Consider the following 25,905-nt stretch of genomic DNA (forward strand, 5'->3'; position numbering starts at 1 on the left):
ATCAAATAATTAGTGAATGAAAATAATATTACTCGGGTATGGAAAGATGGGCAAGACAATTGAAAAAGTTGCTCTCGAACGCGGACATTCAATTGTTGGGAAAATAGATGTACAAAATCGCTCCGATATGGACGAGCTCGGACCTGCCGATGTGGATGTCGCCATTGAATTTAGTTCTCCCGAAGCAGCTTTTGATAACATAACCTATTGTTTAAGAAAAGGTTGGCCCATTGTAAGCGGTACAACCGGATGGCTTGAACACCGCGCTGAAATTGAGAAATTGTGTGCCGAAAAGTCCGGAGCTTTTTTTTACGCGTCGAATTATAGCATTGGAGTAAACCTGTTTTTCAGACTGAATAAGCAACTGGCGAAGCTGATGAGTGGCCAGGCTTACCACGCAACAATGACAGAAATCCACCACATTCATAAACTGGATGCTCCGAGTGGTACCGCAATTACCCTGGCAGAAGGCATTATGGAGGAGAATGGGAATTTTGAAGGTTGGAAACTGGCACCGGAAGACGAGGATGGATACCTGCAGATTTTGGCAAAACGCGAAGGAGAAGTTCCGGGGACGCACATTGTGAGATATCAATCGGAGGTTGACACCATCGAAATCACACATACTGCTCACAGCCGGGCAGGATTCGCGCTTGGCGCTGTCGTTTCTGCGGAATGGCTTTCCGGTAAAACAGGAGTGTTCGGGATGAACGATCTCCTCAATAATTTAGATTAAAACTCTTAACTATCAATATCATCTTGCATGGCTATTAACAAAGAATTGACTTCTAATCCTGTTCATACTAAAAATAAGAAATCCCCCATCCGAGAATGGTTTGACTCGATCTTATTTGCTGTTATAGCCGCAACCCTGATCCGGTGGTTGTTTTTTGAAGCCTTTACAATCCCAACTCCTTCCATGGAGAACAGCTTGTTGGTTGGTGATTTTCTATTTGTGAGCAAGCTCCATTATGGAACCCGCACTCCAAAAACGCCTTTGCAAGTTCCATTGACGCATCAGACGATCTGGGGTACGAACATCCCTTCTTACACGGATGCGATCCAATTGCCGCAGTACCGGTTGCCAGGTTTCAGTGAGGTAAAACGAGGAGATGTGGTTGTATTTAATTATCCTCCTGAACTGCAGCATCCTGTCGATTTAAAGACTAATTATATCAAACGATGCGTTGGATTACCCGGTGATAAGCTGGAAGTGAGGGATTTGCAGGTGTATGCCAATGGTACTGCCGTAGAAAATCCGGTGCGAATGGAGAATGAGTATTTCGTAGCCACGACAACGACGGTAAACGAGGGGAAAGTTTTCAAAGAAAACGGAGTTTCCGAATACAACACGTACACGGAGAACTACAACGATACCATTGCGGCGAATGATCAGATGGGTTATCTGGTATTCACAACAGTTGATATTGCTGCCAAATTGAAAACCTATGATTTTGTTAAAAGCATCACATTAGTGAAGTCGGCCAAGGATATCAGCGAGCCGATGCTTTATCCGAATTCTTCGCTATTCAAATGGAACAGAGACAATTATGGCCCGGTGACTGTTCCAAAAGCGGGTGTTGCCGTGCAGCTGACGCCGGAAAATGTAGCAATGTACGGTCCGGTAATCAAAAATTACGAGGAAAATGAAGATGTCGAATTAAGCGAGAAAACAGTTAAAATCGGCGGGAAGGAAATTACCAGCTATACATTCAAGCAGGATTACTATTTTATGATGGGCGATAACCGTCACAATTCCGCCGATTCGCGTTATTGGGGCTTTGTACCAAAAGATCACATCGTCGGAAAAGCAGTATTTGTCTGGATGTCGATTGACCCGAACCCTACCAGCTTCTTTAATAAGATCCGGTGGAACCGGTTGTTCAGAGTCATTAACTAATTAGTGAAAATCAGCTAAATGGAGACATTACAATGTCTCCATTTTTTTTGTCTATTTGATATATATAAATAAATTTAATATAGTTGTTTATTTAGTATTTAGATTCGGTTATATTGCGGAAAAATAGCGTAGAATGCACCTCACGGAAGTTCATCAAAAGTCAGAGCATCAAAGACTGAAAAAATCACCGTTCCGTGAATGGGTAGATTCCATTTTGTTCGCTGTAATTGCGGCTGCATTGATCCGCTGGCTCTTTTTCAGCGCATTTGTAATACCGACTCCATCGATGGAAAACAGCCTTTTGGTTGGGGATTATTTGTTTGTAAGCAGGTTGCATTATGGAAGCAGCACTCCGGTAACACCGTTACAGGTGCCATTGACCCACCAAACGATTTGGGGGACAAAGATCCCATCTTACCTGGACTGGATTAAGCTGCCATCGTTTAGGCTCCCCGGTTTTACCGATGTGAAAAATGGCGATGTTGTTGTGTTTAACCTGCCAGTTGAGCATCCCGACGCTATTTCGAAATACAGTAATGTACTGCCAGATCTGCACCCGCATCCGGTCGATCTGCGATCTAATTATATAAAAAGATGTGTAGCCATCGCTGGCGATAAACTGGAAATAAAGTCAGGAAAAGTATATGTGAATGGCCAGCTGCAACCCGAGCCGGTGCGTATGCAAAATGAGTATTTTGTATCTGTATCAACGGCAGTGAATGAAGAGAATGTGTTTCATAAAAACGGAATAGCAGACTATTCGCAGTTTACCGAAACTTTTTATGATACAATCGCTGCAAACGATGAGTTTGGGTATATTGTAAAAACAACCTCGACTCTCGCTGAAAAACTAAAATCTTATGACTTTGTAAAACGCATTGAGCCCGTTTTTTTGAGTAAAGGTTTGAAGGAGCCGTTTTTATTCCCCGAATATGCTGCAATCGATTGGAATAAAGACAATTATGGTCCACTCGTTGTCCCGAAAGAAGGCATGAAGATTTCGTTAAATGAAGCAAACGTCGCTTTATATGGCGAGGCGATTAAGAATTACGACGGCAATGAAAATATCAAAATAGAAAATGGGCATTTAACCCAGGAAGGAAAAGCCCTGACGAGCTACACTTTTAAGCAGGATTATTATTTCATGATGGGTGACAACCGCCACGATTCGGCGGATTCGCGGTACTGGGGCTTTGTTCCCAAAGATCACATTGTAGGAAAAGCAGTTTTTGTATGGATGTCTATTGATCCTAATCCAACCAGTTTTATCAATAAGATACGTTGGGACCGGATTTTCAGGATTATCAAGTAACAAAAAATGGCCCGACTTCGGGCCATTTTTTTGCTAATATATAATGGTTACTCTTCCTGTGAAAAAACCAATGCAGAGTAAGGTGGAATCTGCAATGACGCATGTACAGGCATTTCGTCAAACTCTCCGTCCACGGTTTCTATATCAAAAACTCCAAGATGTGAAAATTCCGGATCATAGTTTTCATTATCGCTGTTAAAGCGAAGATGCCATTTTCCGGCTCTCGGAAACCCAACCTTATAATCTGAAAATGTTTCGATCGAAAAGTTGAGGACAACCATCACGTCATCTTTCGGACCACCCTCGCTCCAACGGTGCATAATGATAACCTTTTTATCATTATCGGCTCTGATAATCTGCGCATTCTGCCCCTGCAAACCTTTGGTTACCCCAAACCAGTTTCTTCTCAAATGGATCAGATCCTTATGAAGGGTGGCGAAACCGCTGAACTTTTCCAGCCGCGTCCAATCAATGGGATCGCTGTCCGAAAACCACTTGTCTTCGAGCAAAGGCTGGCCCTGGAATATCATAGGAATGCCCGGCGACGTGAGCACCAATGCGACTCCCAGCGCAGCCCGTTTTTTGGAATACCAGTTATTCACATCGCCATCGGCAATCTCTTCGGCAACACGCGCCTGACCGTTGGCGACTTCATCGTGTGATTCCGTATAAACAATGCGCTGGAAAGAATCGGTATTGTACCGGTTCATGATCGCATTGACGACACTGTCCATATTCCGATCCGGATCGTTGGCGGTAATAATGGCGTCCCTGACCGCATGTACGAACTCCGCATCCCATTGAGAACCATAACCCAAACCGCCATTTTCGACTGAATTTGTAATAAAATCCAGCGAATGCATGTCTTCCGCAATGGTAATGCAATTCGGGAAATTGTCACGGATATCTTTGTTGATCCATTGCATGAGTGTGATACCTTCCGCAAGATCATTGCCTGGGTTTCCATCCGCTTTTACATTCCGGATATAAGGTACCATGTCCATTCTTAACCCGTCAATACGATATTCTCTTAGCCACATCATTGCGTTGTCGTGGATGTATTGGCGGACTTCATTGCGCCCGAAATCCGGTCTCGTATTACCCCAGGGTGTTTCCGACTTCCAGTCATTATAAAAATAAATACCCCCGCCGTCGTTTTCCTGCCAGCCATCAAACTGCCACAAATCGAGATCCGAAGGCCCGAAGTGATTGTAGACCACATCGAGGATAACTGCGATCCCGGCCTCATGGGCTGCTTTTACGAATGCTTTCAAGCCATCCGGTCCGCCATAGTCCGATTCAATAGCAAATGGATTTGCGGGATTATATCCCCACGAGCGCGATCCTGGAAACTCAGAACAGGGCATTAATTCAACAGCGTTGAAGCCCATTTCTTTTAAGTATGGAATCTTTTCAATGGCGGTGTAAAGCGTCCCAACCTGATCTTTTTCTTTTACATGAAAAGTACCGACATGTAATTCATAAATCACCAACTCATGCCAGCTAGGAATTTGAAGGTCAACGTCCTGCCAATCAAATGAAGCGTGATTGTAAACGATACAGTTACCTGATGAATTGGTCATTTTCAGGGCATAAGGGTCATTTCGGTGTAAATCACCTGCGGGCGTTTTTAGCAAAAACTTGTATTCGTCACCTTCCTTCGAATTTTCCACCAATGCACCCCACATCCCATTTTCTTCCGGAATAAGTGGATTTGACCCTTCATTCCAGTCATTAAAAGTGCCTATAACGGAAACACTTTCTGCATGCGGTGCCCAAACCCGGTAAAAAACACCTTCTGGATGACAGACGGCACCCATACCCAGATATTGCTTCGCGGTTTCAGCTTCATCGGCTTGTAAATTTTCCATATACCCTTTGAGGATTATTGTTATTTTTGAGATGAAATATATGACGTATAGTGGCAAAATGCGTGCCACTTCCCGTGACGTCACTTTTTCGCCCTTTTTAACTCAAAAACACACTATACATGTTACATTCCACAGACGCGGAGAAGATCTGTATTCTTGCACTCATTCAAACACCAGGTATCGGTTCCGTTACGGTCCGCCAGCTCATCAGCTATTGCAGCGGTGCTTCTAATGTCTTTGAGGCGGATTATAAAAAGCTCATTAAAATTCCGGGTATTGGTGATAAAGTCGTTAAAGCCGTTCTGGGCAAAACAACCCTTGATCAGGCTGAAAAGGAATTTGTGCAGTGCTCAAAGTCGGATGTGCAGCTTCATTTTTTTACAGATCCGACCTATCCGGCCCGATTAAAACCATTGTATGATGCACCCATCGTACTTTATGCCAAAGGCGTGATCGATTTCAATTCGCAGCGTGCTGTCGGGATTGTGGGAACACGTAAAATCAGCGAGTATGGCAAGACGGTCACCGAAAATCTGATCAGAGACCTTGAAGCTTACAATCCACTGATTGTGAGCGGGCTTGCATATGGAGTGGACATTACCGCGCACCGTGCATGCCTGAGGAGTAATCTGCCGACGATAGGAGTAATGGCGAGTGGGCTGGATGTGATCTATCCTTCCTCTCACAAACGCACGGCTGAGGAAATGCAGGTGAATGGAGGATTAGTTACGGAAAATGCGATGGGTACCAAACCGGATTTTATGAGATTTCCTGCGCGCAACCGAATTATTGCCGGCCTGAGTGATGTTATCATCGTGGTGGAATCCGGTACAAAGGGAGGGAGTCTAATTACTGTTGAGTTTGCACAAAATTATCATAAAGACGTTTACGCCGTGCCGGGAATGATAGGAAGTGGACAGTCGGAAGGTTGTAATCATTTGATTCGTGACCATAAAGCTTCCATTTTTACTTCCGTTGAAGATATGGCAAAAGCGTTGGACTGGAATCTGGGAGAAAAGCCAAAAGAAATGGCCCGGACTTTTGCCGAGCCAGCCAGCTTCGAGGGCTTTACGCAAGATGAGAGCCAGGTTTTATCGATTTTAAAACAAAAGGGGACTATACAGATTGACGAACTTGCGTGGCAAACCGGTATCCATTTAAATAAACTGGCAAATTTGCTCTTAAACCTCGAATTTCAGGGAATGATCCGGTCGCTGCCGGGTAAGAAATATGGTTTGATTTAATTTCATGACAAAAAGCATTATTCAGAAAATACAACAAGGCGAGGGGTTAACCATCGAATTTAAAAGGACCATTGACAGTTCCTTTAAAATTGCCAAAACCATTGTTTCATTTGCAAATACTTCTGGCGGAAGCTTGTTGGTCGGCATCGCTGACAACGGTTCCATTCTCGGAATTCATTCGGAATTAAAGGAGCTTGAAAGATTGGAAACTGCGATTTCTAAACTTATTGAACCGCAGATTCTCGTGCGCATTAAGTCGCATTTATTGGATGGGAAGAAAATATTGCTGGTGGAAATCGATGAGACCGACGATAAGCCGCATTATGCAGTCACTGAAAAAGGGGATCGTATCATCTATATCCGGGTGAAAGATAAAAGCTTACCGATTCCGAGATTACTGCTTTATGGCGAAAACGATGCGGAAACCGGAAAGCTGCTGGCCAGCAAACATGTGAAAACGCTGGTAAATTATCTGAAAGAGGTTGATTCGGTTACTGCGAAAAGTTTTTCAAAAATCATTAATATCTCGGAAAAGCGGGCGGAAAGGATGCTCAACGATCTGGCTTCAAAGCAAGTCCTTTTGAAAATTTCCAGAGCGAAACCAGAGGCTTTCAGTCTCAAATGGACTAAATAGAAAAAGGCATCTGACTGCTATCAGCCAAATGCCTTTTTTCGAATGTATCGCATTAATTAATTCCTACCAGTTCCAGTTCAAAAACGAGATCCTGCCCAGCCAGCGGATGATTGGCGTCAAGAATTACCGTTTCCTCAGTCACTTCACGGATCACGACCGGAATTACCTGGCCGTTCCCTTCCTGATGCATATTTAATGTGCTGCCGATTTCCAAAGGAACATCAGCCGGGATTTGCTTACGATCAAAATGGATGATCATATCCTCATTTACCGGACCATATGCATCTGCGTTTGGAATATGAATCGTTTTTTTATCTCCAATTTCCATACCCGTTACGCCGTCATCAAAGCCTTTGATCACCATGCCACTCCCAAGTGTAAAATTGAGAGGTTCGCGACCCTCGGAGGAATCAAAAAGCTGTCCGTCCGGCAAAGTCCCTTTGTAGTGAACCTGTACGTTATCACCTGTCTGTGCCTGCTTCATTCTAATTATCTTAAGTGGTTAAAAATGAGATCTTCAATATGAAAATCAGTGAATAAAATTAATATGCCCGGGCAAAAACAACCCGGCCGGTCGAAGGCTTTCCTGAATAAATGCAGGTGCCAGCTTCTTCTTTCTGGTCGAGTGGAATGCAGCGGATCGTCGCTTTGGTTTCTTCCTTGATTTTTTCCTCCGTTTCGGAAGTACCATCCCAATGCGCCAGGATAAAGCCGCCTTTGGTATCCAGCACATTGTTGAATTCTTCGAATGTGTCAACCCGATATGTGTTTTCCTCGCGAAATGCCAGCGCCTTGTTGTAAATAGATTCCTGGATGTTATCGAGCAGGGCTTGCACATGCTCCACAATTCCATCCAGAGATACCGTCTCTTTTGTTTTGGTATCGCGTCTGGCGACTTCAACGGTGCCATTTTCCAGATCTCGTCCACCTAGTGCGAGACGAACGGGAACACCTTTTAATTCGTATTCCGCAAATTTATAGCCAGGCTTATAGGCGTCACTATTATCATATTTGGCGCTGATTCCCAGCTTTTTCAACTGTTTTGAAATTTCCGCAACCTTTTCAGAAATCTGCGCCAGTTGCTCTTCATTCTTGTAAATCGGAACGATCACGACTTGTATAGGTGCCAGCTTGGGTGGTAATACCAGTCCGCTGTCATCGGAATGTCCCATGATAAGCGCACCCATTAACCGCGTACTCACCCCCCAGGAAGTTCCCCACACATATTCCAGCTTCCCATCTTTATCCTGGAACTTCACGTCAAAAGCATTTGCAAAGTTCTGGCCCAGAAAGTGGGAAGTTCCCGCTTGCAAAGCTTTTCCGTCCTGCATTAATGCCTCAATGCAAAATGTATCTTCGGCACCGGCAAACCTTTCATTTGCGGTTTTTCTTCCTTTTACAACGGGTAGTGCCATCCATTCCTCGGCGAATTGCGCATAGATTTCTAGCATCTGCTTTGTTTCAGCGATCGCTTCTGCTGAGGTGGCATGCGCCGTGTGACCTTCCTGCCATAAAAATTCTGTCGTTCTCAAAAACAGTCGCGTGCGCATCTCCCAGCGAACCACATTTGCCCATTGATTGATCAGCAAAGGAAGGTCACGGTACGACTGGATCCAGTTCTTGTAAGTACTCCATATCACCGTCTCCGAGGTAGGACGAACGATCAGTTCCTCCTCCAGTTTCGCGTCAGGATCTACGATGACACCTTTTCCATCGGGATCATTTTTGAGGCGGTAGTGGGTAACAACCGCGCATTCCTTTGCGAAACCCTCCACATGTGAGGCTTCTTTACTCAGATATGATTTTGGTATAAAAAGAGGGAAATATGCATTACTATGGCCTGTTTCCTTGAACATGTCATCTAGTGCACGCTGCATTTTCTCCCAGATCGAATAGCCATATGGTTTGATTACCATACAACCTCTCACTGCGGAATTCTCGGCCAGATCAGCCCTTTTTACTAATTCGTTATACCATTCGGAGTAATTTTCACTTCGTGTTGGCAGGGATTTACTCATTCGTAGGATTATTTTGTAATGTAAATGGAGAATATCGTTAAATCGAAGCTCCTTTTTGAGGAGTTGCAAAGATAGTTTTTTATGTTAACTTTGGAATTAATGTCATGTATCCCTCGTTTACTTAGTAGTTTGGAACGCATTTTTAATTATATTAGCAACAAACTTTTAATCCTTTAAAGCCATGAGTACGATCAATAAAGCAAAATACTTGCCTTTGTTAGTGTTGTTGGGAGCTTGGGGATGTACCACAAATCAATATGTATCACGTTCAGGTGGCGGATATGACGACCTATACGGCGGCAATCCTAATTCCGGAATTGTATCAGTAGACCGAGGTGCAGATCAAGAAGTCTCCCGTACAGATAATCCGGATTACAGCTACACCGGAGATTATGCAGAGAATGGAACGAGTGACTACTATGATGAGTCATACCTTTCCTCCCGAAGTGTAAAACGTGCCATTTCTAATGATGTCGGCTATAATGCCGGCTTTATTGATGGTTACAATCAAGCAGGTGTCAATGCACTTTCAAATCCTTACTACGGCGGACTTGGGTCTTTCTGGCCAGGTTCTTCAATCGGGTTACGGTTTGGATTTGGGAACTCATTTGGAATGCGTCCATACCTGGGGTTTGGTATGGGTTCCATGATGGGAATGGGGTATTCACCCTGGGGTTACGGAAGCATGCTCGGTTATGGAGGCATGATGGGCTACGGCAGCATGATGGGCTACGGTTATGATCCATTCGGTTATAATTCATGGGGATATAACCCTTATGGCTTTGGCGGTGGTTATGGCTATGATAGCTTCTACGGAGGTTACGGTTATTCGCCCTGGGCTTACAGCCGTCCGGTTATCGTCGTGAACAATTCGTATGAAAGAGGCATTTCCAGAACCTACGGACCAAGAGTTGCATCCAACAGCAGAAACTCAAGATCGACGAGCGGCTACAATTCGAACTATGTGAATTCACCTCGTTCGGGTTCAGCAACAGGCGATCGTAATGGCAGAAGATCTGCTAATGCAGTTTCTGCAACCGATTCTTATTCTTCGCCAAGGTCGTCACGCACTTACGGAAGAAGTGGCAGTACGGATAATGCCGGCGGCAGGACAAGTGGTGAGTCTTACAGCACTCGCGGAGCCAGTGAAGGAAATAATGTTTATTATTCCCGGCCACGTTCGGCAGCGTCAAGTGCTTACACACCTGACAATTCCGGAGGTACAACTTCGCGGTCGTCCAGAGGAGGTAGCACATACAATTCGCCCACTTACAGTGCACCGGCAAGAAGCCAATCCGATTACAGTGCGCCAACGAGAAGCTATTCGACTCCAAACAGATCAGAGTCTTACAGCGCACCAAGCCGGACTTACAGCCAGCCAAGTACACCTAGTTACAGTGCACCTTCAAGAAGTTACAGCGCACCCGCGTCGTCTGGGGGCGGTGGAGGAGGAGCTACCCGTTCTTCTTCAAGAGGGCCAAGATAATCTAAGTTGATTTTCAGGCATAGATATTGATATACAAAACCCTGCAAGATGTCATAATTTTGCAGGGTTTTCGTTTATTAGCTGTTAATTAGGCCTGATTTTATTCTTCAAAAACCATGACCAGATCATATTACGGAGCATCTTTTCTGCTCGCACTGTTAAGCTATTTCTCGTCCTATGGACAATATGCATCCGATGCATTGCGCTATTCTGAAATGGATTTGACAGGCTCAGCTCGTTTCCAGGCTCTTGGAGGAAATCATGCCGCATTGGGTGGAGATCCCAGTACCATACATGGAAATCCGGCTGGGCTGGGATTTTACAACCGTTCGGAGTTTACCATTAGCCCGGGTTTTACTAATATCGGTACCAAAGCAAACTATATCGGCGAAAATAGCTCGGATAGTAAGACCAACTTTAACATTCCACAAGCTTCCCTGATTATTTCCAGCCAACCTGGTTTTCAGAGAAAATGGAAACGCTCGTCGCTGGGGATATCTTTTTCACGTCAGCAATCTTTTCAGGACGTTTACAATTTTGCCGGGGTGAATAATCGCAGTGCGTACGTGGACAAGGTGGTGCAGGACGCGAATTTTGATAAGGTTTCCGCCGCGCAACTGGAAGCTGATTTTGAACCATCTGATCCAAACACGGGAAGGCCGCTGGCTTATTCAATTCCGGCAGCGTACTATCAAATGTACCTGATCAACCCATCGACAGCGGCAGGCCCGCCATATTCTGCGCTTGATCGCAATAGTGTTGTCGATCAATTAGGATCATACAGTGCCACAGGAGCTAATTCGCAATGGACGATTGCTTATGCCGGAAACCTGAATGATAAGTTTTACATCGGCGGAAACGTAGGTTTTAATCGGTTGCGTTACAAGTACACGCGTTACCTGACTGATAACTATATCGATAGCCCTGAAATTATCTATACGGAGCAATCCGAAGATCTGACCGTCACCGGAACGGGTATCAATGTCTCATTAGGTGTGATTTACAAGGTGAATCCTACATTTCAGCTCGGCGGCGTTATTATGAGCCCAACGTTTACCTCGATTAAGGAGACATTCAGCCAATATACCAATGCCGGATTTGTTGATGGGAAAGTAACTGGTCCGGATGGCACATTAATTACGCCGGACTATACTGCATTGGCGATCGCTCCAAACGATTTCGAATATTCATTGACTGGTCCAATGAGAGGTAACATCGGAGCCACAGTGTTTTTGCAGGACAAAGGATTTATCACTGGTTCGATCGAATATGCAGGTTATAGCGGCATGCGGGTACGGACGAAATATCTGAATAGCACTGATAACAATGATTTCAAGGCCAACACAAGATCTGAGATCACGGATACTTTCAGAAATACGGTTAACTTCAGATTAGGTGGTGAGTTTCGCGCCAATATGCTCAGGTTCAGGGTAGGTGGTGCCTACATTGGAGATCCGTACTTGAATAATGACGGTATTAAAAGAGATAAACTGATTCTTTCGGCAGGGCTGGGATACCGTGGAAGCAGGTTCTTTGCTGACTTGACCGGATCCTACTCCAGCTATAAAACGGCATATACACCGTATGTACTGGACAATGCAGCGGATTACTCATCGGTTGAGATTACCCACAAGCCGATAAATGTGATGGTCACGATTGGTACTTTTTTCTGATCAGCAACAATGAGAAGATATAACAAGAAAACCTGCTGAATACAGGTTTTCTTGTTTACATTAAAGGCTGGATAACTTCCAGTAAATGAGTGAGATCGATGTCGCCTTTTAATGTGAAATGCGCCCGGGAGTAACAAGGCATTCGCTCGTTGATTTTGTTTTCCAGAGTAGCCTTCAGTGATGCTGAACCTGACAGAATAGGCCTGTCGTCCTTTCCGTGATTTTGAATTCTTTTAGCAAGATCTTCTGCAGGAACGTCGAGGAAAATGCTGATTCCCATTGCGTTGATGACGTCCATATTTTCGTGAAAGCATGGCGTCCCGCCGCCCGAGGCTAGCACAATGCCTTTTTGTTCAGCCGTTTTTCGAAGAATTTCGCTTTCAACCTCCCGAAAATAAGCTTCACCTTTTTCTGCAAAAATGGATGAAATGCTCATCTGCTGATCGCTTTCAATCAACTTATCTAGATCAACAAATCTGAAATTGAGAGCTCTTGCCAGTTTTTTTCCAAGCGTTGTTTTGCCGGACGACATCATGCCGACTAGTATGATATTCTTCATTTATTTAACCAGATCAACTACTTCCTCAGCAGTTGGAGTATCATTATAATGCCATTTACCTTTCACGATCCCATTCTTCAAAAGCCATAAACCCGGATTCGATCTCAGAATTGTTTTCAAAACGGTTGCATCGACATAGTAGTAGGGGACATTCAACTGGTGCGCCGACAAGAAACTTACAATCTCTTCACTGTTTCCGGAAGTAAGGATAACCGGCTCCACACCCTGAGCCTTCACACTTATTATGAGCTTGTTGATATCAGGCAATGCAGCAGTATTGATATCTGACAGACTTTTAATGATCAAAAAAAGCTTTTTACCCTTAAATGTTTCCTCGGTGAAATCGCCTTCATCATTCCAAACTTTATAATCGGTGATTTTAGGCTTTGCATCCTCATTTAAGACCACCATCTCTTTGAATACCAAGGTGGTATCAGTAGGGTACTTCTCGTATTCAAATTTTTTGCCGTCTTTTTCAAAAATATACAGATATCGAAGCGGCTCAGAAGGTTTCAATTGCGCTGGGATGTTCGCGCCGACCCGGTAGGGAAGCAAATCCAAAATCGGCAGGTGGCGAAGCGCGTAGACAGCCACACCTAAGGAAGCAACGGTGGTGATTACCACGATGATACCTGTCGGGAATGCTTTGAACTTTTTTCTATAATACACAATGACCAGGATCAGGGCCAGCAACAGCAAATCCTTGCCGAAGGATGTCCACGGAGTCAGTTTAATGGCAGCTCCAAAGCAGCCACAATCAGTCACTTTATTGAAATATGCGGAATAAAGGGTGAGAAATGTAAAAAAGAGAATAATCGCCAGAAGTAGCCAGGACACCGTCCGCGGCTTGTAGGCCACGAGCAGTGCAACTCCCAAAACCACTTCCGCAGCACACAGAAATACTGAAAAGTACAATGCTAATGGCACGAGGGCCATGAAGAAATCATGAAATGCAGGCAGGTCAGCTGCGAAAACTTCGAAGTACTCCTCTAATTTGTATTGCGTGCCAATCGGGTCATTGAGCTTGATTGCACCTGAGAAGATAAAAAGCAAGCCAACAACGACACGGGAAATCTGAGCGAAAATCTTCATTGTGTTTTTTATTGGAAAAACAGCATTTGAGTGCCGCGGCAATGAGAATTTTTAATTCGTATTTAATGCATTTGATTTGATCAGACAGAAAACGGAATAATTGATGATATCCTGATAGCCTGCCTTAACTCCTTCGGAAACGAGCGTAAGTCCTTGATTGTCTTCGATCTGTTTGATCCGTAATAATTTCATTAAAATAATATCCGTCATGGAACTAACCCGCATATCGCGCCAGGCTTCGCCGTAGTCATGATTTTTGTTGAACAACAGCTCCTTTACTTCGCTCACCTGTATGTTATAAAGTGTTGTGAGATCGGAGTCATCGATGTCTTGATTACCCTCTGAGACAGCGATTTGAATCAGCGCCATTACGCAATAGTTGATGATCCCGATGAATTCAGATGATACATCTTCGTTCACTTTCTGAACACCTTTTTCCTGAATCGTGCGAATGCGCTGGGCCTTGATAAATATTTGATCGGTAATGGAAGGGATTCGGAGAATGCGCCATGAAGTACCGTAATCCTTATTTTTTTTTGAGAAAAGATCTTGGCAATACTGAATGATTTCCTGATATTCCGATTCTGTGGATTTCACCATGTAAGAATTTATAGCATCTTATTTATGCTGCAAGTTAGCAAAAAAACGCTCAACATCCGGGGCAGGCTCGTCGATCTGAGCACTCCGGTTGTAATGGGAATCCTGAATATTACACCGGATTCGTTCTATTCGGGGAGCCGGGTTTATGAGACAAATGAAATCACAGACGTGGCCGGGAAAATGCTGGATGAAGGTGCGGGTATGATTGATGTCGGCGGATATTCCACCAGGCCCGGAGCCAGGCATATTGAGCCCGGAGAAGAAAAAGAGCGCGTAGCTTCGGCGGTGGAACCGCTAGCTAAATATTTCCCGGATCTGATTCTTTCGGTTGATACCTTTCGATCCGACGTTGCTGAGCTGGCTGTTCAAAAAGGAGCGAGCATGATCAATGATGTCGCAGGTGGTACGCTTGATGCGAAAATGTTTGCAACGGCGGCAAGATTGAAGGTTCCATATATTTTAATGCATATGCGCGGAACACCACAGACCATGAATCAGATGACTGCTTATAAACAACTCGTACCGGAAATCCTGACCGACTTACAGGAGAAAATTCTGGCATTACGTGCACTGGGTGTTTCTGATTTGATTGTTGATCCGGGATTTGGTTTTGCGAAGACGATCGAGCAGAATTTTGCATTGATGAAAAGCTTGTCCGAATTCCATTTGCTGGGGTACCCGCTACTCGCCGGAATTTCCAGAAAAACGACGATTTATAAGACGCTGAATATTTCAGCCAATGATGCTTTAAATGGCACAACCGTGCTAAATACACTGGCATTGACTCAGGGTGCCGCTATCTTAAGAGTACATGATGTGAAGCCAGCGGTAGAAGCTGTAAAACTATGGGAGGCAACTGGTATGGGTTTAAATTAAAGTGGTAATTTAGTCGCGAAATAATATTGCTTTTCTTATGCGTGTTGGTTTTCTAAACATCAATTGGGCTGATATCCTGGATGTTTTTTTAGTTTCGATTCTTCTTTATCAGGTATATACACTTGTTCGAGGCAGCATTGCAAGCCGGGTTTTTCTGGGCTATCTGTTTGTATATGTGTTTTATTTAGTGGTAAAAGGCCTGGGTCTCGGGCTGCTCACTGCGATCTTGCAATATTTTATGGGCGTAGGGGCGGTGGCGTTGATCGTTATTTTTCAACAGGAAATCAGGCGGTTTCTTCTCATTATCGGTAAGTCTACCATTTACACGAATAATGGCTTGCTGAAAAAAGTACTGGGCAGTTCCGTGCTGGATCTGAAAACGAAAAATCTGAAAGAGATCGTAGATGCGAGCAAAACGATTGCAGCAAACTTCACCGGCGCGTTGATCGTCGTCAATAAGAGAGATGATCTTACCAAGTTTGTGGAGACCGGCGAACAGCTGGACGCCCGGGTTTCCAAACCATTGCTGGTATCGCTATTCAATCAGTACAGTGACTTGCACGATGGCGCAGTGGTGATCGTGGATGGAGTTTTGAAGGCGGCCAGATGTGTATTACCTGTTGCAGATGGTGTGGATGTACCCTCATCCCTGGGATTTCGTCATAGAGCCGCAATGGGAATGAGTGAAGCGACGGATGCGATTGTGATTGTGATTTCGGAACAGACCGGTAAAATCTCACTGGCGGTGGAAGGTGAGTTGCATAGTAATATTCCTTATAATGAATTGGAGGAGCGTATCCAGGAATATCTATCTTCGGATGTACAAAGAATGAGGAAATGAGGTTTTTAAAATATATACGCAGCTAAATTTGGCTTTCTAGGTGGCAATTTCTATTTTTGCACACCGAAATGAAAGATAGAAAAATACTTATACAAAATGGCAAATCATAAATCAGCATTAAAAAGAATCCGCGCGAATGAAACCAAGCGTTTGCGTAATCGTTACCAACACAAGACTACACGTTCGTATATCAAAAAATTGCGTGAAACGACTGACAAAACAGTAGCTGTTGAAGTTTACAAAACAGTATCTTCTATGTTGGATCGTTTGGCAAAGAAAAATATCATCCACAAGAAAAAGGCTTCCAACCAGAAATCGAAATTGGCTAAATTGGTTAATTCTTTGGCGGCAGCAGCTTAGTTCTTTACAAGGAAATGTAACCCCGGTAACGCGTTTATCGGGGTTTTCTTTTTTTATTGTATATTGCGATTTCAGAAAGAACCTTGCAGTGAAATTTTACACTGCAAGGTTCTTTTACTTTAATCTCATTGTTAACCACCTAAAACTTAAATTCCTTTCTATGAAAAAAGTCGCATTTATTGCTGGATTGGCAGCTTTCGGGAGTATTTCGTCCTTTGCCCAATCCCCCATCACATTCAATGCCCGTGGTTTGGTAGTGGTTTCGGATGCCGATATGTCGGCTTCGTCATTGGTGGATGGGAAGCTATTAAGAGACAACACTTCAAGAGACCAATTGAGTACCATTAAATTCCCTGTTGAGCGGGGCAGCAAAGGTCTTGGAACTGCATTGGTATCCAATTCGGCGCTGGGATATTCTAAAACACTGGCTGTGCCTGCCGCAGGCGGGCTGGCGTACGTGCTTGAAAACAGGATCAGGCCGGAGGATGCTGTAACCGAATTCAAAGATCCGTCGAAGGAGTTTCCGGTTGGCGAAAAGTTGTTTGTTGTTGATATTGCCAACCTGGCTGCTCCAAAAGCTAAATTCGGTTTCCCGGTAGGCAGAAAGCCAACTTCGATCGACGTTAATAAAAATGAATTGATCCTTACCACAAGCGATGCCGGTAAAGAGCTTGTTTTCATTGAGGCTGGTCCGGATGGAAAGCCGGCGCGGTTTCTTAATCTGCCTGCCGCCATTGATACAACTAACAAAATCATTGATGTTTCATGGCATCCTTCTGGCGACTTCATCGCATTCACGCTGGATAACTCCAACGAAGTCGGTCTTTATAAAGTAATCCGGGAAGCAGGAAAGCTGAAAAATGTAGAGCTGGTTGGAAAACCTGTCAAAGTTGGGGCTGATCCAACCTTCGGTCGTTTTACAACGGATGGGAAGCATTACCTTGTTTTGGATAGCAAAGCCGCGCCTGGAAAGGCTTCCGGTGAAGGTGAGATATTCGTGGTGGACTTTTCAATGGACGGCGCCACGGAACACAAAGTCGCAGGGCAGGCACCGGTTGGGCTCAACACGGGTTCATTTGCTGTCAGCCCGGACGGAACGTTACTGGTGACCGCTAATGCTGGCAAAAGTGGCGCGCCGTGGACCGAAGCCGGTGCTGGCACGGGTTCCTCTCTGACTTTATATAAAGTAGGGGCAACCGGTGCATTAACCAAAGTTGCAGATTATCCATTTGAAGGTATTTCGGCTCAGAGCGTAGCTTTCGACAAAGATGGATCCAACCTGGCTGTTTCAGTCTTTGAATACCTGGAATTTGGTAGCGGAAATGGTGGCGTGGAATTCTGGACTGTTGCAAAAGGAGATGCTCCGTCGCTGAAAAAACAGGGTGCGAGGATCAGCGTGGGTAAAGGAGCACATACATTGCGCGTTATTCCCTGATATTTAGATTAACAACTTTGCAAAGCAGGCTGGAAATCCGGTCTGCTTTGTTTGTTTTCATGCCTTCAAACTATGCGAAGTAGGCTGATTTTTGTAATTTCGCGGTCTCATTCATAAATAATCAATAATAAGATGATTACGGTTCAGAACGTATCGCTTCGATACGGTAAAAGGATATTGTTCGACGAAGTAAATATAAAGTTTGTTCCGGGGAATTGTTATGGTGTGATCGGTGCGAACGGTGCGGGGAAATCTACATTTCTGAAAATCCTTTCGGGTGAAATTGAACCGCAGACTGGAAATGTAAGTATGAATCCGGGCGAAAGGATGACTTTTCTGAAACAGGATCAGTTTGAGTTTGACGCCTATACAGTAATGGATACGGTGATTTTGGGCCACGAGCGGCTTTACAAAATCATGAAGGAACGTGAGGCGATCTACGAAAAGGAGGATTTCACAGATGCCGACGGTGAAAAAGCAGCGGACCTGGAAGCTGAATTTGCCGATTTGAATGGATGGGAAGCCGAAACCGAAGCTGCGCAATTGTTGAGTGGATTAGGACTTGGTGAAGACCTGCACCAAACGGTAATGGGTGACCTGAATTCAAACGACAAGGTACGGGTTCTGCTGGCGCAGGCGCTATTTGGTAATCCGGATGTGCTTTTATTAGATGAACCTACCAACAACCTGGACGTAGAAACGGTATTGTGGCTGGAAAACTTCCTGGCCGATTTTAAAAATACCGTGATCGTAGTATCCCACGATCGTCACTTTCTTGATGAAGTTTGTACGCACGTTGTCGATATTGATTTTAGTAAAGTCCAGATGTTTTCCGGAAACTATTCTTTCTGGTATCAATCCAGCCAGCTTGCATTGAAGCAGCGTCAGGATGCGAACAGAAAGTCGGAAGATAAACGGAAGGAACTGGAAGATTTTATCCGCCGGTTCAGCGCGAATGCTTCCAAATCGAAACAGGCTACGTCCCGCGCCAAGCTTCTTGAAAAACTCACCATCGACGACATCAAACCATCATCCCGGAAGTATCCGTATATCGCATTCAAATCCGAGCGTGAAGTAGGCGACCAGCTTTTAAGGGTGGAAGGGTTATCCAAAACGGCCGATGATGGAACCAAGCTTTTCGATAACCTTAATTTTAACATCAATAAAGGTGATAAAATAGCATTCGTAAGTCGGAATGTAAATGCGATCAGCAGCTTTTTTGACATCATTAGCGAAGTTCAGAAGGCGGATAAAGGAACTTACACCTGGGGAGTTACGATCACGAAGTCGTATTTTCCAAAGGATCCGCAGCAGTTTTTCGATGTTGATCTGAACCTTGTCGATTGGCTTCGTCAATATTCCGAAGAAAAGGACGAAAGTTTCATTCGTGGCTTCCTGGGAAGAATGCTGTTTTCAGGGGAAGAGTCGTTGAAGAAAGCAAAAGTACTTTCAGGAGGTGAAAAAGTGCGTTGTATGCTTTCCCGGACCATGCTTTCGGGAGCTAATGCATTGGTACTCGATGATCCAACCAACCATTTGGATCTCGAATCCATTACAGCACTCAACAATGGCCTGATCGATTTCTCGGGCTGCCTTTTATTCTATTCCCATGATCACCAGTTCGTACATACGATCGCGAACCGGATCATAGAAATCGGACCGAAAGGTATTTTGGACAAGCTTATGAGCTACGATGAGTTTTTGCAGGACGAAACGGTGAAACAGCAGCGTCAGAAGTTGTATTGATATCTTAAGTTAAAAGCAAACGGGGCTGGTGAAAATTCTCACCAGCCCCGTTTGCTTTTAACTAAGTTCCAACCCTCGCTTAATCGTAGCTCAAACCATATTGTTTCAACACATCTGCCGGGACTCCTTCCCAGATATTGGGCGTATTACCCATATAGCCAAGATCTGCAATCCCGATTTTCGATGTATAAAAGCCCGATGCTGTTAGATTACGCATCAGATTAAAGAATGCAACTCCTTGGCTGTAAATGGATTTTGCTTTTTCGGGATACGCGATATCGTCAATGATCTGCAATTGCTGCGCTTTGGTGCAAAGTGTGAAGATTTTGCTGAACCGTTTGTTCGATTCACGGTCAAGCCATTTCAAACCTCCGCGAAGCGGCGTCTGATTTTGAGGCATATCTTTCGCGATGAATTCGATAAAATCAGGAACTCCGGCCTGTGAGGCACTTCCCGATTTTTCGTCTGCCGGAATAATGATATCAACCAAAACCTTCACCGTAGCCAGCTCGGCGACCGTAAAGAACTTTTCCTTCATCAGTTTTGCGTCCCGGATCGCTTCTTCTTTGAGCCTGCCTCCCGGTATCTTGATCGGCGTTTCCGGAGGCGACTGCAAATCCAGCTCTCTTTGTTCAGCCAATGCAACCTGCGGGTTCATTGCTGTGAGCCCCAGAGAACTTAGGGTCAGTGCTTTAAGTGTATCTCTACGTTTCATATAAGTATGAATTGAAACTGCGTTCCAACTAGATATTTTTCTGTTTAACCTGATTAATGATGTATTCCGACGCTCTCATAGACAATGCGAGAATCGTCCAAGTTGGATTTTTGTCGGCTTGTGAAACAAATGAACCTCCGTCTACGACAAACACATTTTTAACTTCGTGGGCTTGGGAATACTTGTTTAATGCAGATGTTTTCGGATCATCACCCATCCGTACCGTTCCTACTTCGTGGATAATACGTCCGGGAGCGGCGATACCATAATTCGTATCAGCCCCCGGCTTCGTTCCGGTCGGAACTCCGCCCAATGCATGGATCATTTCTTCAAACGTATCGTGCATGTGTTTGGCTTGTTTGATCTCATAATCAGACCATTTGTAATGGAACCGCAATACTGGTATGCCATATTTATCCACCACATTCGGATCGATTTCAGCATAGTTGTTGAAGTCCGGAACTGCTTCCCCGCGACCGGCCATTCCAATATTTGCACCGTAAAACCGGCGATAATCATCCTTGAGAGATGCGCCGTAGCCACCGGCTGGCTTCATTCCGCCACTTTTAGTCGGGTACTTGCCATTCAGGTTCTCAATTCCCGAGCCAAATCCGTAGCTCGGCATTCCCATTCCGCCTCCGTATTCAATGTGGTAGCCACGTGGAAAATCCAGTTTTTTGTTGTCCAGCCACCACGGAGTATACACGTGCATTCCACCGACACCATCTTCATTATACCTTTTACGGTCCATCAAATGGGGCAAGAATGCGCCGCGGGAAGCACCCGTAGAATCGTGCAGGTAATGCCCAACCACGCCACTTGAATTCGCCATTCCATTTGGGTGACGTTCTGATTTTGAGTTAAGCAGCAATCTCGAAGATTCGGCAGCACTGGCGGCAAGAACCACCACTTTGGCCTTAATAGTATGTTCCGTCAGTTTTTCACGATCAATGTATGACACGCCGGTAGCAAGGCCGGTTACGGGATCGCTGAGTACTTCGCGACACATTGCATTGTTGATCAGCGTTACATTACCAGTTTTGATAGCAGGAATACAAAGAACTGATGATGCCGAGAAATCCGCGTAAGCCTGGCATCCGCGAGAACACTGGCTGCAATAAAAACAAACCCCACGCTCGTTATTGACCGGTTTTGTAAGAATCGAAAGCCTGGAAGGAATAACAGGGATATTGGCTTTTTTACCAGCTTGTTTTATAAACAGCTCATGTAACCGAGGCTTTGGGGGAGGAAGGAAAATACCGTCCGGTTCATTGTCCATTCCCTCGACCGTTCCGAAAACTCCGATCAGCTTATCAACCCGATCATAATAGGGTTTCACATCATCATAGCTGATCGGCCAATCGTCGCCAAGGCCATCGATGCTTTTTCTTTTAAAGTCTTTTGGGCCGAAACGCAGGGAAATTCTACCCCAGTGGTTGGTGCGCCCGCCCAGCATCCGCGACCTGAACCAGTCAAACTGGGTTCCGTTTTTGCGTGTGTAAGGTTCACCTTCAATCTCCCAACCTCCCCATGCTGCGTCAAAATCTCCAAAAGGACGGTGGTTACCCGCGCCACGTCTCGGCGATTCGTATGGCCATTTTAATTGCGTAATATATTTAGGATCAGCAGGATCAAAGTACCCACCGGCCTCCAAAAGTGCAACCTTGGCGCCCGCTTTTGCAAGTTGATAAGCCGCCATTCCACCTCCTGCTCCCGAGCCTACGATGCAGACGTCGAAAACGGCAGGTTGTTCTTTGATTTGAAACATAATTATTGGGATTTTTTAGAGTATTATTCAATCAATAAATATAAACAGGGAATAGATAACAGATATAGATGCGTTGCACTTTCAGGGTTATTTAAAAACAATCTAAATGAGAATACTCGGAATTAAAGCTCAGAGAAGTAATTTTGCATTTTAAATTGACTCTATTTTGGCTGTTACCGGGACTGACATACGTGTTGCGAAAGCGTTTTTAATGAAAGGTGAGTTAGTAGCAATACCGACGGAAACGGTATATGGGCTAGCGGGGAACGCATTAAATGAGCAATCTGTCCTTTCGATTTTTGAGGTAAAAAACAGGCCTGCCTTTGACCCATTAATCATACATACCGATACCATTTCGAAAATTGAGCAGTATGTGTCAGAGATTCCGGAAAAGGCCAGAACGCTCGCCAGTCATTTTTGGCCCGGCCCGTTAACGCTTCTTTTACCTAAAAAAATCATCATTCCGGATTTGGTAACATCCGGCCTGGATACGGTTGCGGTACGTATTCCCAAACATCCTGTTGCATTGGATCTGTTAAGTCAGCTGGATTTTCCACTGGCGGCACCGAGTGCGAATCCGTTCGGATACATTAGTCCTACCAATGCAACACACGTCAATGCGCAACTTGGCGACCAGATTTCCTACATTCTGGATGGTGGTGAATGCGAGGTCGGTATCGAATCGACGATTATCGGTTTTGAAAATAACGAAACGATCATCTACCGGCTCGGAGGTCTGGAAATTGACCAGATTCGTGACCTGATCGGGGAGGTAAGCTTTATGCCGCATTCATCTTCGGACCCAAAAGCACCCGGCATGCTGAAAAGTCATTATGCTCCGCGGAAACCACTTTATCTTGAAAAACGAGCGTCTATTTCAGTTTTTGATCCCGATCAGACCGGATATCTTTTGTTTGATACGTACCTCGAAAATGTAGATAAAAAATACCAGCGGTTATTGAGCCCGTCGGGTGATCTGAAAGAAGCAGCGCATAATTTGTTCGCCTATTTGCGGGAACTGGATGCAATGGATGTGAATTTCATCAAAGCAGAACGGGTTCCTATGAGTGGGCTTGGGCTCGCCATTAATGACAGATTGCAGCGCGCAGCAGCCACGGAATAACAGTTATTTGAAAAAGTGTGAATGAAAATTCATTAAAAAAACTTCATCGGTCGCTCGGGTAATGGCGGTATAAAGCCACCTTATAAATTCTGCATTGATCTGCTCTTCCGGCAAATATCCCTGATCAATAAAAACAGCACTCCATTGTCCCCCCTGGGCCTTGTGACAGGTGAGTGCGTAAGCAAATTTCACCTGCAACGCATTTAAAAAAGGATCTTTCCGGAGCGCCTCAATCCGCTCTTTTTTTGATTGAATATGAAAATAATCCGCCTGCACACTTTCATAGAGCTTCCGGTTATCTTCGACAGACATTGATGGCGAGGCAGAATGCAACGTATCCAGAAATATTTTGGCATCAAATTCAGGCTGCTTTTCATAATCCGTCAACCGTAATGTGACGTCTGCAAACCGGAAACCATACATTTCCTGTGTTTTTCGGATTTTGAGCAGCTCAACGAAATCGCCATTCGCTATGAATCCCGCGGGAGAATCTTCATCGAGAATAGTATAGTTGTTCCGGACTACCATCAGTCTGTCGCCCGCATCCAGTTCTTCTTCCGAAAAATGAATGGCGCGCCGGATATATTCATTATACTGGACCGCCGTTTTGTTCGAACGTGTTAGAATGATGGAATTTTCCTGCCCGTATTTATCATATGCATAACGCAGGCCTTCCTCCAACTTTTCCCCGGTCATTTTAAAAACATCCCGATATGAGCGGGTAGTAATCTGGATTTCGGGTTTTTCCGAGGCAAGCTGGTTCCGAAGTACCGTCGCATTATAAAGGATTCCCGATTGCTCGTCCTGCCGCATTACCTCCTTTAATTCCTCCTGAAAAACAGACATATAGAATGTTTTTTCAAGATAATCGCGATCCAGTGCCGGGCTAAGTTCACGGCCTACCGGCGGTAACTGGGCCACGTCGCCAACCAACATGAGCTTGTTGCCCGGATTTTCGAACACGAACTCAATCAGATCGGCCAGCAAGCTGCGACTGCCGAAATCCGCCTCATCGGTGATCATCGATGCCTCGTCCACGATGAAAAGCGTATTGTCGTGGTAATTTTTTTGACGTTGAAAACTCAGTGTTCCAGAGAATGCATCAGCCGTTTGCTTGTAGATCTTCTTGTGTATCGTCAGCGAAATCTTGTCTGCATAACCGGACATTACCTTCGCAGCCCGGCCCGTCGGGGCAAGCAAAACCGATTTATAACCGAAATTTTTAAGTACTTTAATCAGCGTACTGATAATCGTGGTTTTGCCAGTACCTGCGTAGCCTTTTAGTAAAAAACAATCCCGGTAACGTTCGAGCCCTTTTTCTTCAATCAGGAAATCATTGGTTTGTTCAAAGAAACGGAGCTGACCATCAGTAGGTTTGAAAGGAAATTTTTTTCGGAGTAAGACTGAGGGAATAATTTTTTCGGGATCCATACCAACGAATCTAACGGAAGGATAACGAAATTCAAAACAGAATTCTGTTACAAAAATATACTCAGAATTAATTGGACTTTAATACGTCTAATACCTATATTAGGATCCCTTATTCTCACAACTGCCTAACCTGAACATCTATGCTAGTACAACATGTAATGGGCAACAAGCCTGTCAATGCGCTTTGGTCGATCACCCAGGACAACACAGTGTTTGAGGCTCTTGAACTCATGGCCGAAAAAAACATTGGTGCGGTTTTGGTTTTGGAAGACAATCTGCTAATCGGTATTTTTTCCGAGAGGGATTATGCCAGAAAAGTGATTCTGCAGGGCAGGGCATCGCGCGATACATTGATCCGGGACGTTATGACGAGCAAGGTGATCACCGTTGAAACAGATCAGAAGATTGAGGAATGTATGCAGATCATGTCCGATAAACACATTCGTCACTTACCGGTAAACCGGGATGGCGTGCTGATCGGGATCATATCCATTAATGACATCGTATCTGCAATCATTCACGAACAAAAAGAACATATTTCTACACTGGAAAGCTACATTTCCGGAAGTCCTTATTCCTGAGACTTTTCCATTTAACATATCCTGTAAGGCTGGCGGCGCTTCTTATTTGTTGCCACGCCAACCTTTTCGGTTTCATAGTTACTTGTCAATTTGGGTTCGATCGTTATCTTTGCCCCTCAAAAAAACCAGGCTTGCAAACTGTAAATGATGAGATAAAGGAACTTTACGGCGGTTTTGTGCGTGTCCGGGTTTGCGGGATATGCATCAGCGACGGCAAAATTCTCCTGGTGAATCATTCGCTTTACAGCAAAAACGGATTTTTCTGGGCACCACCGGGTGGCGGGATCCAGTTTGGCGAGTCGGCGGTGGAGGCTTTACAAAGAGAGTTTCGTGAAGAAACAGGTTTAACTGTCGAGGTAGGGGAGTTGTTGTTTGTAAATGAACATATCCAGGCTCCATTACATGCGGTCGAACTGTTTTTCGAAATCAGATCCTTTCAGGGTGTTTTATCAAAAGGAAACGATCCGGAAATTTCGAACAGCGGGCAAATCATCGAAGAAGTGAAATTTATGGGCTGGAATGACATTCGTGAATTTGATAGTGATCAGGTTCATAGCGTTTTTAGCCGACTTGCTTCATTAGAGGGTTTCCGGAAGCTTGGCAAATACATTTCCGGTGTTAATAATCATTTTTAGTACCA

General features: G+C 44.6%; 24 protein-coding genes. 15 read left to right on the plus strand and 9 right to left on the minus strand.

Annotated elements, in window-relative coordinates; genetic code table 11:
* The first annotated feature begins 16 nt into the window (after positions 1 to 16).
* The 3 genes from dapB (at position 17) to lepB (LZG72_RS01160) (ending at position 3,212) form a co-directional block, all read left to right on the plus strand.
* Positions 17 to 736 (plus strand): 4-hydroxy-tetrahydrodipicolinate reductase, encoded by a 720-nt coding sequence (gene dapB / locus LZG72_RS01150; protein WP_233866509.1) that lies wholly within the window; start codon positions 17 to 19, stop codon positions 734 to 736.
* A 27-nt stretch (positions 737 to 763) separates the two neighbouring features.
* Positions 764 to 1,900, plus strand: coding sequence for a signal peptidase I (gene lepB / locus LZG72_RS01155; protein WP_233866511.1), 1,137 nt, complete (start codon positions 764 to 766; stop codon positions 1,898 to 1,900).
* A gap of 133 nt (positions 1,901 to 2,033) precedes the next feature.
* Complete coding sequence (gene lepB, locus LZG72_RS01160; protein ID WP_233866513.1) at positions 2,034 to 3,212, plus strand: signal peptidase I; 1,179 nt, start codon at positions 2,034 to 2,036, stop codon at positions 3,210 to 3,212.
* Positions 3,213 to 3,259: 47 nt separating this feature from the next.
* Here the strand turns inward: lepB (LZG72_RS01160) and LZG72_RS01165 are convergent, their stop codons facing one another.
* Positions 3,260 to 5,083 carry an alpha-amylase family glycosyl hydrolase gene (locus LZG72_RS01165; protein ID WP_233866515.1) on the minus strand — a complete coding sequence of 608 codons (1,824 nt, stop codon included), beginning with the start codon at positions 5,081 to 5,083 and terminating at the stop codon, positions 3,260 to 3,262.
* Positions 5,084 to 5,202: 119 nt separating this feature from the next.
* Between LZG72_RS01165 and dprA the strand changes: the two genes are divergently transcribed.
* Together dprA and LZG72_RS01175 are read left to right on the plus strand one after the other, a co-directional pair.
* Complete coding sequence (gene dprA, locus LZG72_RS01170; protein ID WP_233866518.1) at positions 5,203 to 6,327, plus strand: DNA-processing protein DprA; 1,125 nt, start codon at positions 5,203 to 5,205, stop codon at positions 6,325 to 6,327.
* 4 nt (positions 6,328 to 6,331) lie between these two features.
* Positions 6,332 to 6,961, plus strand: coding sequence for a helix-turn-helix domain-containing protein (locus tag LZG72_RS01175; RefSeq protein ID WP_233866519.1), 630 nt, complete (start codon positions 6,332 to 6,334; stop codon positions 6,959 to 6,961).
* A gap of 52 nt (positions 6,962 to 7,013) precedes the next feature.
* Here the strand turns inward: LZG72_RS01175 and LZG72_RS01180 are convergent, their stop codons facing one another.
* Positions 7,014 to 7,445: a peptidylprolyl isomerase gene (locus LZG72_RS01180; protein ID WP_233866520.1), complete on the minus strand. Its 432-nt coding sequence runs from the start codon at positions 7,443 to 7,445 to the stop codon at positions 7,014 to 7,016.
* 58 nt (positions 7,446 to 7,503) lie between these two features.
* The gene (proS, locus tag LZG72_RS01185) at positions 7,504 to 8,979 is read right to left on the minus strand and encodes a proline--tRNA ligase (protein ID WP_233866521.1); all 1,476 of its coding nucleotides are present in this window, start codon (positions 8,977 to 8,979) and stop codon (positions 7,504 to 7,506) included.
* 181 nt (positions 8,980 to 9,160) lie between these two features.
* Between proS and LZG72_RS01190 the strand changes: the two genes are divergently transcribed.
* Together LZG72_RS01190 and LZG72_RS01195 are read left to right on the plus strand one after the other, a co-directional pair.
* Positions 9,161 to 10,465 (plus strand): hypothetical protein, encoded by a 1,305-nt coding sequence (locus tag LZG72_RS01190; protein WP_233867505.1) that lies wholly within the window; start codon positions 9,161 to 9,163, stop codon positions 10,463 to 10,465.
* 116 nt (positions 10,466 to 10,581) lie between these two features.
* On the plus strand, positions 10,582 to 12,138 hold the full coding sequence (locus LZG72_RS01195) for an OmpP1/FadL family transporter (RefSeq protein ID WP_233866522.1): 1,557 nt from the start codon (positions 10,582 to 10,584) through the stop codon (positions 12,136 to 12,138).
* Between the two features lie 55 nt (positions 12,139 to 12,193).
* On the opposite strand, the gene LZG72_RS01200 is transcribed toward LZG72_RS01195, so the two are convergent.
* The 3 genes from LZG72_RS01200 to LZG72_RS01210 are packed head-to-tail and all read right to left on the minus strand — an operon-like array spanning position 12,194 to position 14,389.
* Entirely contained in the window at positions 12,194 to 12,697 is a 504-nt protein-coding gene (locus tag LZG72_RS01200; RefSeq protein WP_233866523.1) for a shikimate kinase, read from the minus strand.
* Positions 12,698 to 13,789, minus strand: coding sequence for a BT_3928 family protein (locus LZG72_RS01205; RefSeq protein ID WP_233866524.1), 1,092 nt, complete (start codon positions 13,787 to 13,789; stop codon positions 12,698 to 12,700).
* 51 nt (positions 13,790 to 13,840) lie between these two features.
* Complete coding sequence (locus tag LZG72_RS01210; protein ID WP_233866526.1) at positions 13,841 to 14,389, minus strand: DUF1599 domain-containing protein; 549 nt, start codon at positions 14,387 to 14,389, stop codon at positions 13,841 to 13,843.
* Between the two features lie 24 nt (positions 14,390 to 14,413).
* Here LZG72_RS01210 and folP point away from each other — a divergent pair, with 24 nt between their 5' ends.
* The 5 genes from folP to LZG72_RS01235 all read left to right on the plus strand — a co-directional run bounded on the left by folP (position 14,414) and on the right by LZG72_RS01235 (position 19,647).
* Positions 14,414 to 15,265 (plus strand): dihydropteroate synthase, encoded by an 852-nt coding sequence (folP, locus tag LZG72_RS01215; protein ID WP_233866529.1) that lies wholly within the window; start codon positions 14,414 to 14,416, stop codon positions 15,263 to 15,265.
* Between the two features lie 37 nt (positions 15,266 to 15,302).
* On the plus strand, positions 15,303 to 16,106 hold the full coding sequence (gene cdaA, locus LZG72_RS01220) for a diadenylate cyclase CdaA (RefSeq protein WP_233866533.1): 804 nt from the start codon (positions 15,303 to 15,305) through the stop codon (positions 16,104 to 16,106).
* A 96-nt stretch (positions 16,107 to 16,202) separates the two neighbouring features.
* The gene (rpsT, locus tag LZG72_RS01225; protein WP_233866536.1) at positions 16,203 to 16,466 is read left to right on the plus strand and encodes a 30S ribosomal protein S20; all 264 of its coding nucleotides are present in this window, start codon (positions 16,203 to 16,205) and stop codon (positions 16,464 to 16,466) included.
* A 160-nt stretch (positions 16,467 to 16,626) separates the two neighbouring features.
* On the plus strand, positions 16,627 to 17,901 hold the full coding sequence (locus LZG72_RS01230) for a WD40 repeat domain-containing protein (protein ID WP_233866539.1): 1,275 nt from the start codon (positions 16,627 to 16,629) through the stop codon (positions 17,899 to 17,901).
* Between the two features lie 132 nt (positions 17,902 to 18,033).
* Positions 18,034 to 19,647, plus strand: coding sequence for an ABC-F family ATP-binding cassette domain-containing protein (locus LZG72_RS01235; protein WP_233866542.1), 1,614 nt, complete (start codon positions 18,034 to 18,036; stop codon positions 19,645 to 19,647).
* Between the two features lie 79 nt (positions 19,648 to 19,726).
* Here LZG72_RS01235 and LZG72_RS01240 read toward each other — a convergent pair whose 3' ends face one another.
* Together LZG72_RS01240 and LZG72_RS01245 are read right to left on the minus strand one after the other, a co-directional pair.
* Positions 19,727 to 20,362 (minus strand): gluconate 2-dehydrogenase subunit 3 family protein, encoded by a 636-nt coding sequence (locus LZG72_RS01240; RefSeq protein WP_233866545.1) that lies wholly within the window; start codon positions 20,360 to 20,362, stop codon positions 19,727 to 19,729.
* A gap of 28 nt (positions 20,363 to 20,390) precedes the next feature.
* The gene (locus tag LZG72_RS01245) at positions 20,391 to 22,130 is read right to left on the minus strand and encodes a GMC family oxidoreductase (protein WP_233866548.1); all 1,740 of its coding nucleotides are present in this window, start codon (positions 22,128 to 22,130) and stop codon (positions 20,391 to 20,393) included.
* A gap of 166 nt (positions 22,131 to 22,296) precedes the next feature.
* On the opposite strand from LZG72_RS01245, the gene LZG72_RS01250 reads away from it, so the two are divergent.
* Entirely contained in the window at positions 22,297 to 23,253 is a 957-nt protein-coding gene (locus tag LZG72_RS01250; RefSeq protein WP_233866551.1) for an L-threonylcarbamoyladenylate synthase, read from the plus strand.
* 3 nt (positions 23,254 to 23,256) lie between these two features.
* On the opposite strand, the gene LZG72_RS01255 is transcribed toward LZG72_RS01250, so the two are convergent.
* Positions 23,257 to 24,684 (minus strand): ATP-dependent RecD-like DNA helicase, encoded by a 1,428-nt coding sequence (locus tag LZG72_RS01255; protein WP_233866555.1) that lies wholly within the window; start codon positions 24,682 to 24,684, stop codon positions 23,257 to 23,259.
* Positions 24,685 to 24,842: 158 nt separating this feature from the next.
* Here LZG72_RS01255 and LZG72_RS01260 point away from each other — a divergent pair, with 158 nt between their 5' ends.
* Positions 24,843 to 25,265 carry a CBS domain-containing protein gene (locus LZG72_RS01260; protein WP_409017651.1) on the plus strand — a complete coding sequence of 141 codons (423 nt, stop codon included), beginning with the start codon at positions 24,843 to 24,845 and terminating at the stop codon, positions 25,263 to 25,265.
* 131 nt (positions 25,266 to 25,396) lie between these two features.
* The gene (locus LZG72_RS01265) at positions 25,397 to 25,900 is read left to right on the plus strand and encodes an NUDIX domain-containing protein (RefSeq protein WP_233866561.1); all 504 of its coding nucleotides are present in this window, start codon (positions 25,397 to 25,399) and stop codon (positions 25,898 to 25,900) included.
* Positions 25,901 to 25,905 lie beyond the last annotated feature (5 nt).

This window comes from Dyadobacter sp. CY323, assembly GCF_021390245.1.
GTDB lineage: Bacteria > Bacteroidota > Bacteroidia > Cytophagales > Spirosomataceae > Dyadobacter.

What these genes read in the sequence shown, in the direction of transcription:
- dapB (WP_233866509.1), top strand. Translation starts at nt 17, where the DNA reads ATGAAAATAATATTACTCGGGTATGGAAAGATGGGCAAGACAATTGAA.
- lepB (WP_233866511.1), top strand. Translation starts at nt 764, where the DNA reads ATGGCTATTAACAAAGAATTGACTTCTAATCCTGTTCATACTAAAAAT.
- lepB (WP_233866513.1), top strand. Translation starts at nt 2,034, where the DNA reads ATGCACCTCACGGAAGTTCATCAAAAGTCAGAGCATCAAAGACTGAAA.
- LZG72_RS01165 (WP_233866515.1), bottom strand. Translation starts at nt 5,083, where the DNA reads ATGGAAAATTTACAAGCCGATGAAGCTGAAACCGCGAAGCAATATCTG.
- dprA (WP_233866518.1), top strand. Translation starts at nt 5,203, where the DNA reads ATGTTACATTCCACAGACGCGGAGAAGATCTGTATTCTTGCACTCATT.
- LZG72_RS01175 (WP_233866519.1), top strand. Translation starts at nt 6,332, where the DNA reads ATGACAAAAAGCATTATTCAGAAAATACAACAAGGCGAGGGGTTAACC.
- LZG72_RS01180 (WP_233866520.1), bottom strand. Translation starts at nt 7,445, where the DNA reads ATGAAGCAGGCACAGACAGGTGATAACGTACAGGTTCACTACAAAGGG.
- proS (WP_233866521.1), bottom strand. Translation starts at nt 8,979, where the DNA reads ATGAGTAAATCCCTGCCAACACGAAGTGAAAATTACTCCGAATGGTAT.
- LZG72_RS01190 (WP_233867505.1), top strand. Translation starts at nt 9,161, where the DNA reads ATGAGTACGATCAATAAAGCAAAATACTTGCCTTTGTTAGTGTTGTTG.
- LZG72_RS01195 (WP_233866522.1), top strand. Translation starts at nt 10,582, where the DNA reads ATGACCAGATCATATTACGGAGCATCTTTTCTGCTCGCACTGTTAAGC.
- LZG72_RS01200 (WP_233866523.1), bottom strand. Translation starts at nt 12,697, where the DNA reads ATGAAGAATATCATACTAGTCGGCATGATGTCGTCCGGCAAAACAACG.
- LZG72_RS01205 (WP_233866524.1), bottom strand. Translation starts at nt 13,789, where the DNA reads ATGAAGATTTTCGCTCAGATTTCCCGTGTCGTTGTTGGCTTGCTTTTT.
- LZG72_RS01210 (WP_233866526.1), bottom strand. Translation starts at nt 14,389, where the DNA reads ATGGTGAAATCCACAGAATCGGAATATCAGGAAATCATTCAGTATTGC.
- folP (WP_233866529.1), top strand. Translation starts at nt 14,414, where the DNA reads ATGCTGCAAGTTAGCAAAAAAACGCTCAACATCCGGGGCAGGCTCGTC.
- cdaA (WP_233866533.1), top strand. Translation starts at nt 15,303, where the DNA reads ATGCGTGTTGGTTTTCTAAACATCAATTGGGCTGATATCCTGGATGTT.
- rpsT (WP_233866536.1), top strand. Translation starts at nt 16,203, where the DNA reads ATGGCAAATCATAAATCAGCATTAAAAAGAATCCGCGCGAATGAAACC.
- LZG72_RS01230 (WP_233866539.1), top strand. Translation starts at nt 16,627, where the DNA reads ATGAAAAAAGTCGCATTTATTGCTGGATTGGCAGCTTTCGGGAGTATT.
- LZG72_RS01235 (WP_233866542.1), top strand. Translation starts at nt 18,034, where the DNA reads ATGATTACGGTTCAGAACGTATCGCTTCGATACGGTAAAAGGATATTG.
- LZG72_RS01240 (WP_233866545.1), bottom strand. Translation starts at nt 20,362, where the DNA reads ATGAAACGTAGAGATACACTTAAAGCACTGACCCTAAGTTCTCTGGGG.
- LZG72_RS01245 (WP_233866548.1), bottom strand. Translation starts at nt 22,130, where the DNA reads ATGTTTCAAATCAAAGAACAACCTGCCGTTTTCGACGTCTGCATCGTA.
- LZG72_RS01255 (WP_233866555.1), bottom strand. Translation starts at nt 24,684, where the DNA reads ATGGATCCCGAAAAAATTATTCCCTCAGTCTTACTCCGAAAAAAATTT.
- LZG72_RS01260 (WP_409017651.1), top strand. Translation starts at nt 24,843, where the DNA reads ATGGGCAACAAGCCTGTCAATGCGCTTTGGTCGATCACCCAGGACAAC.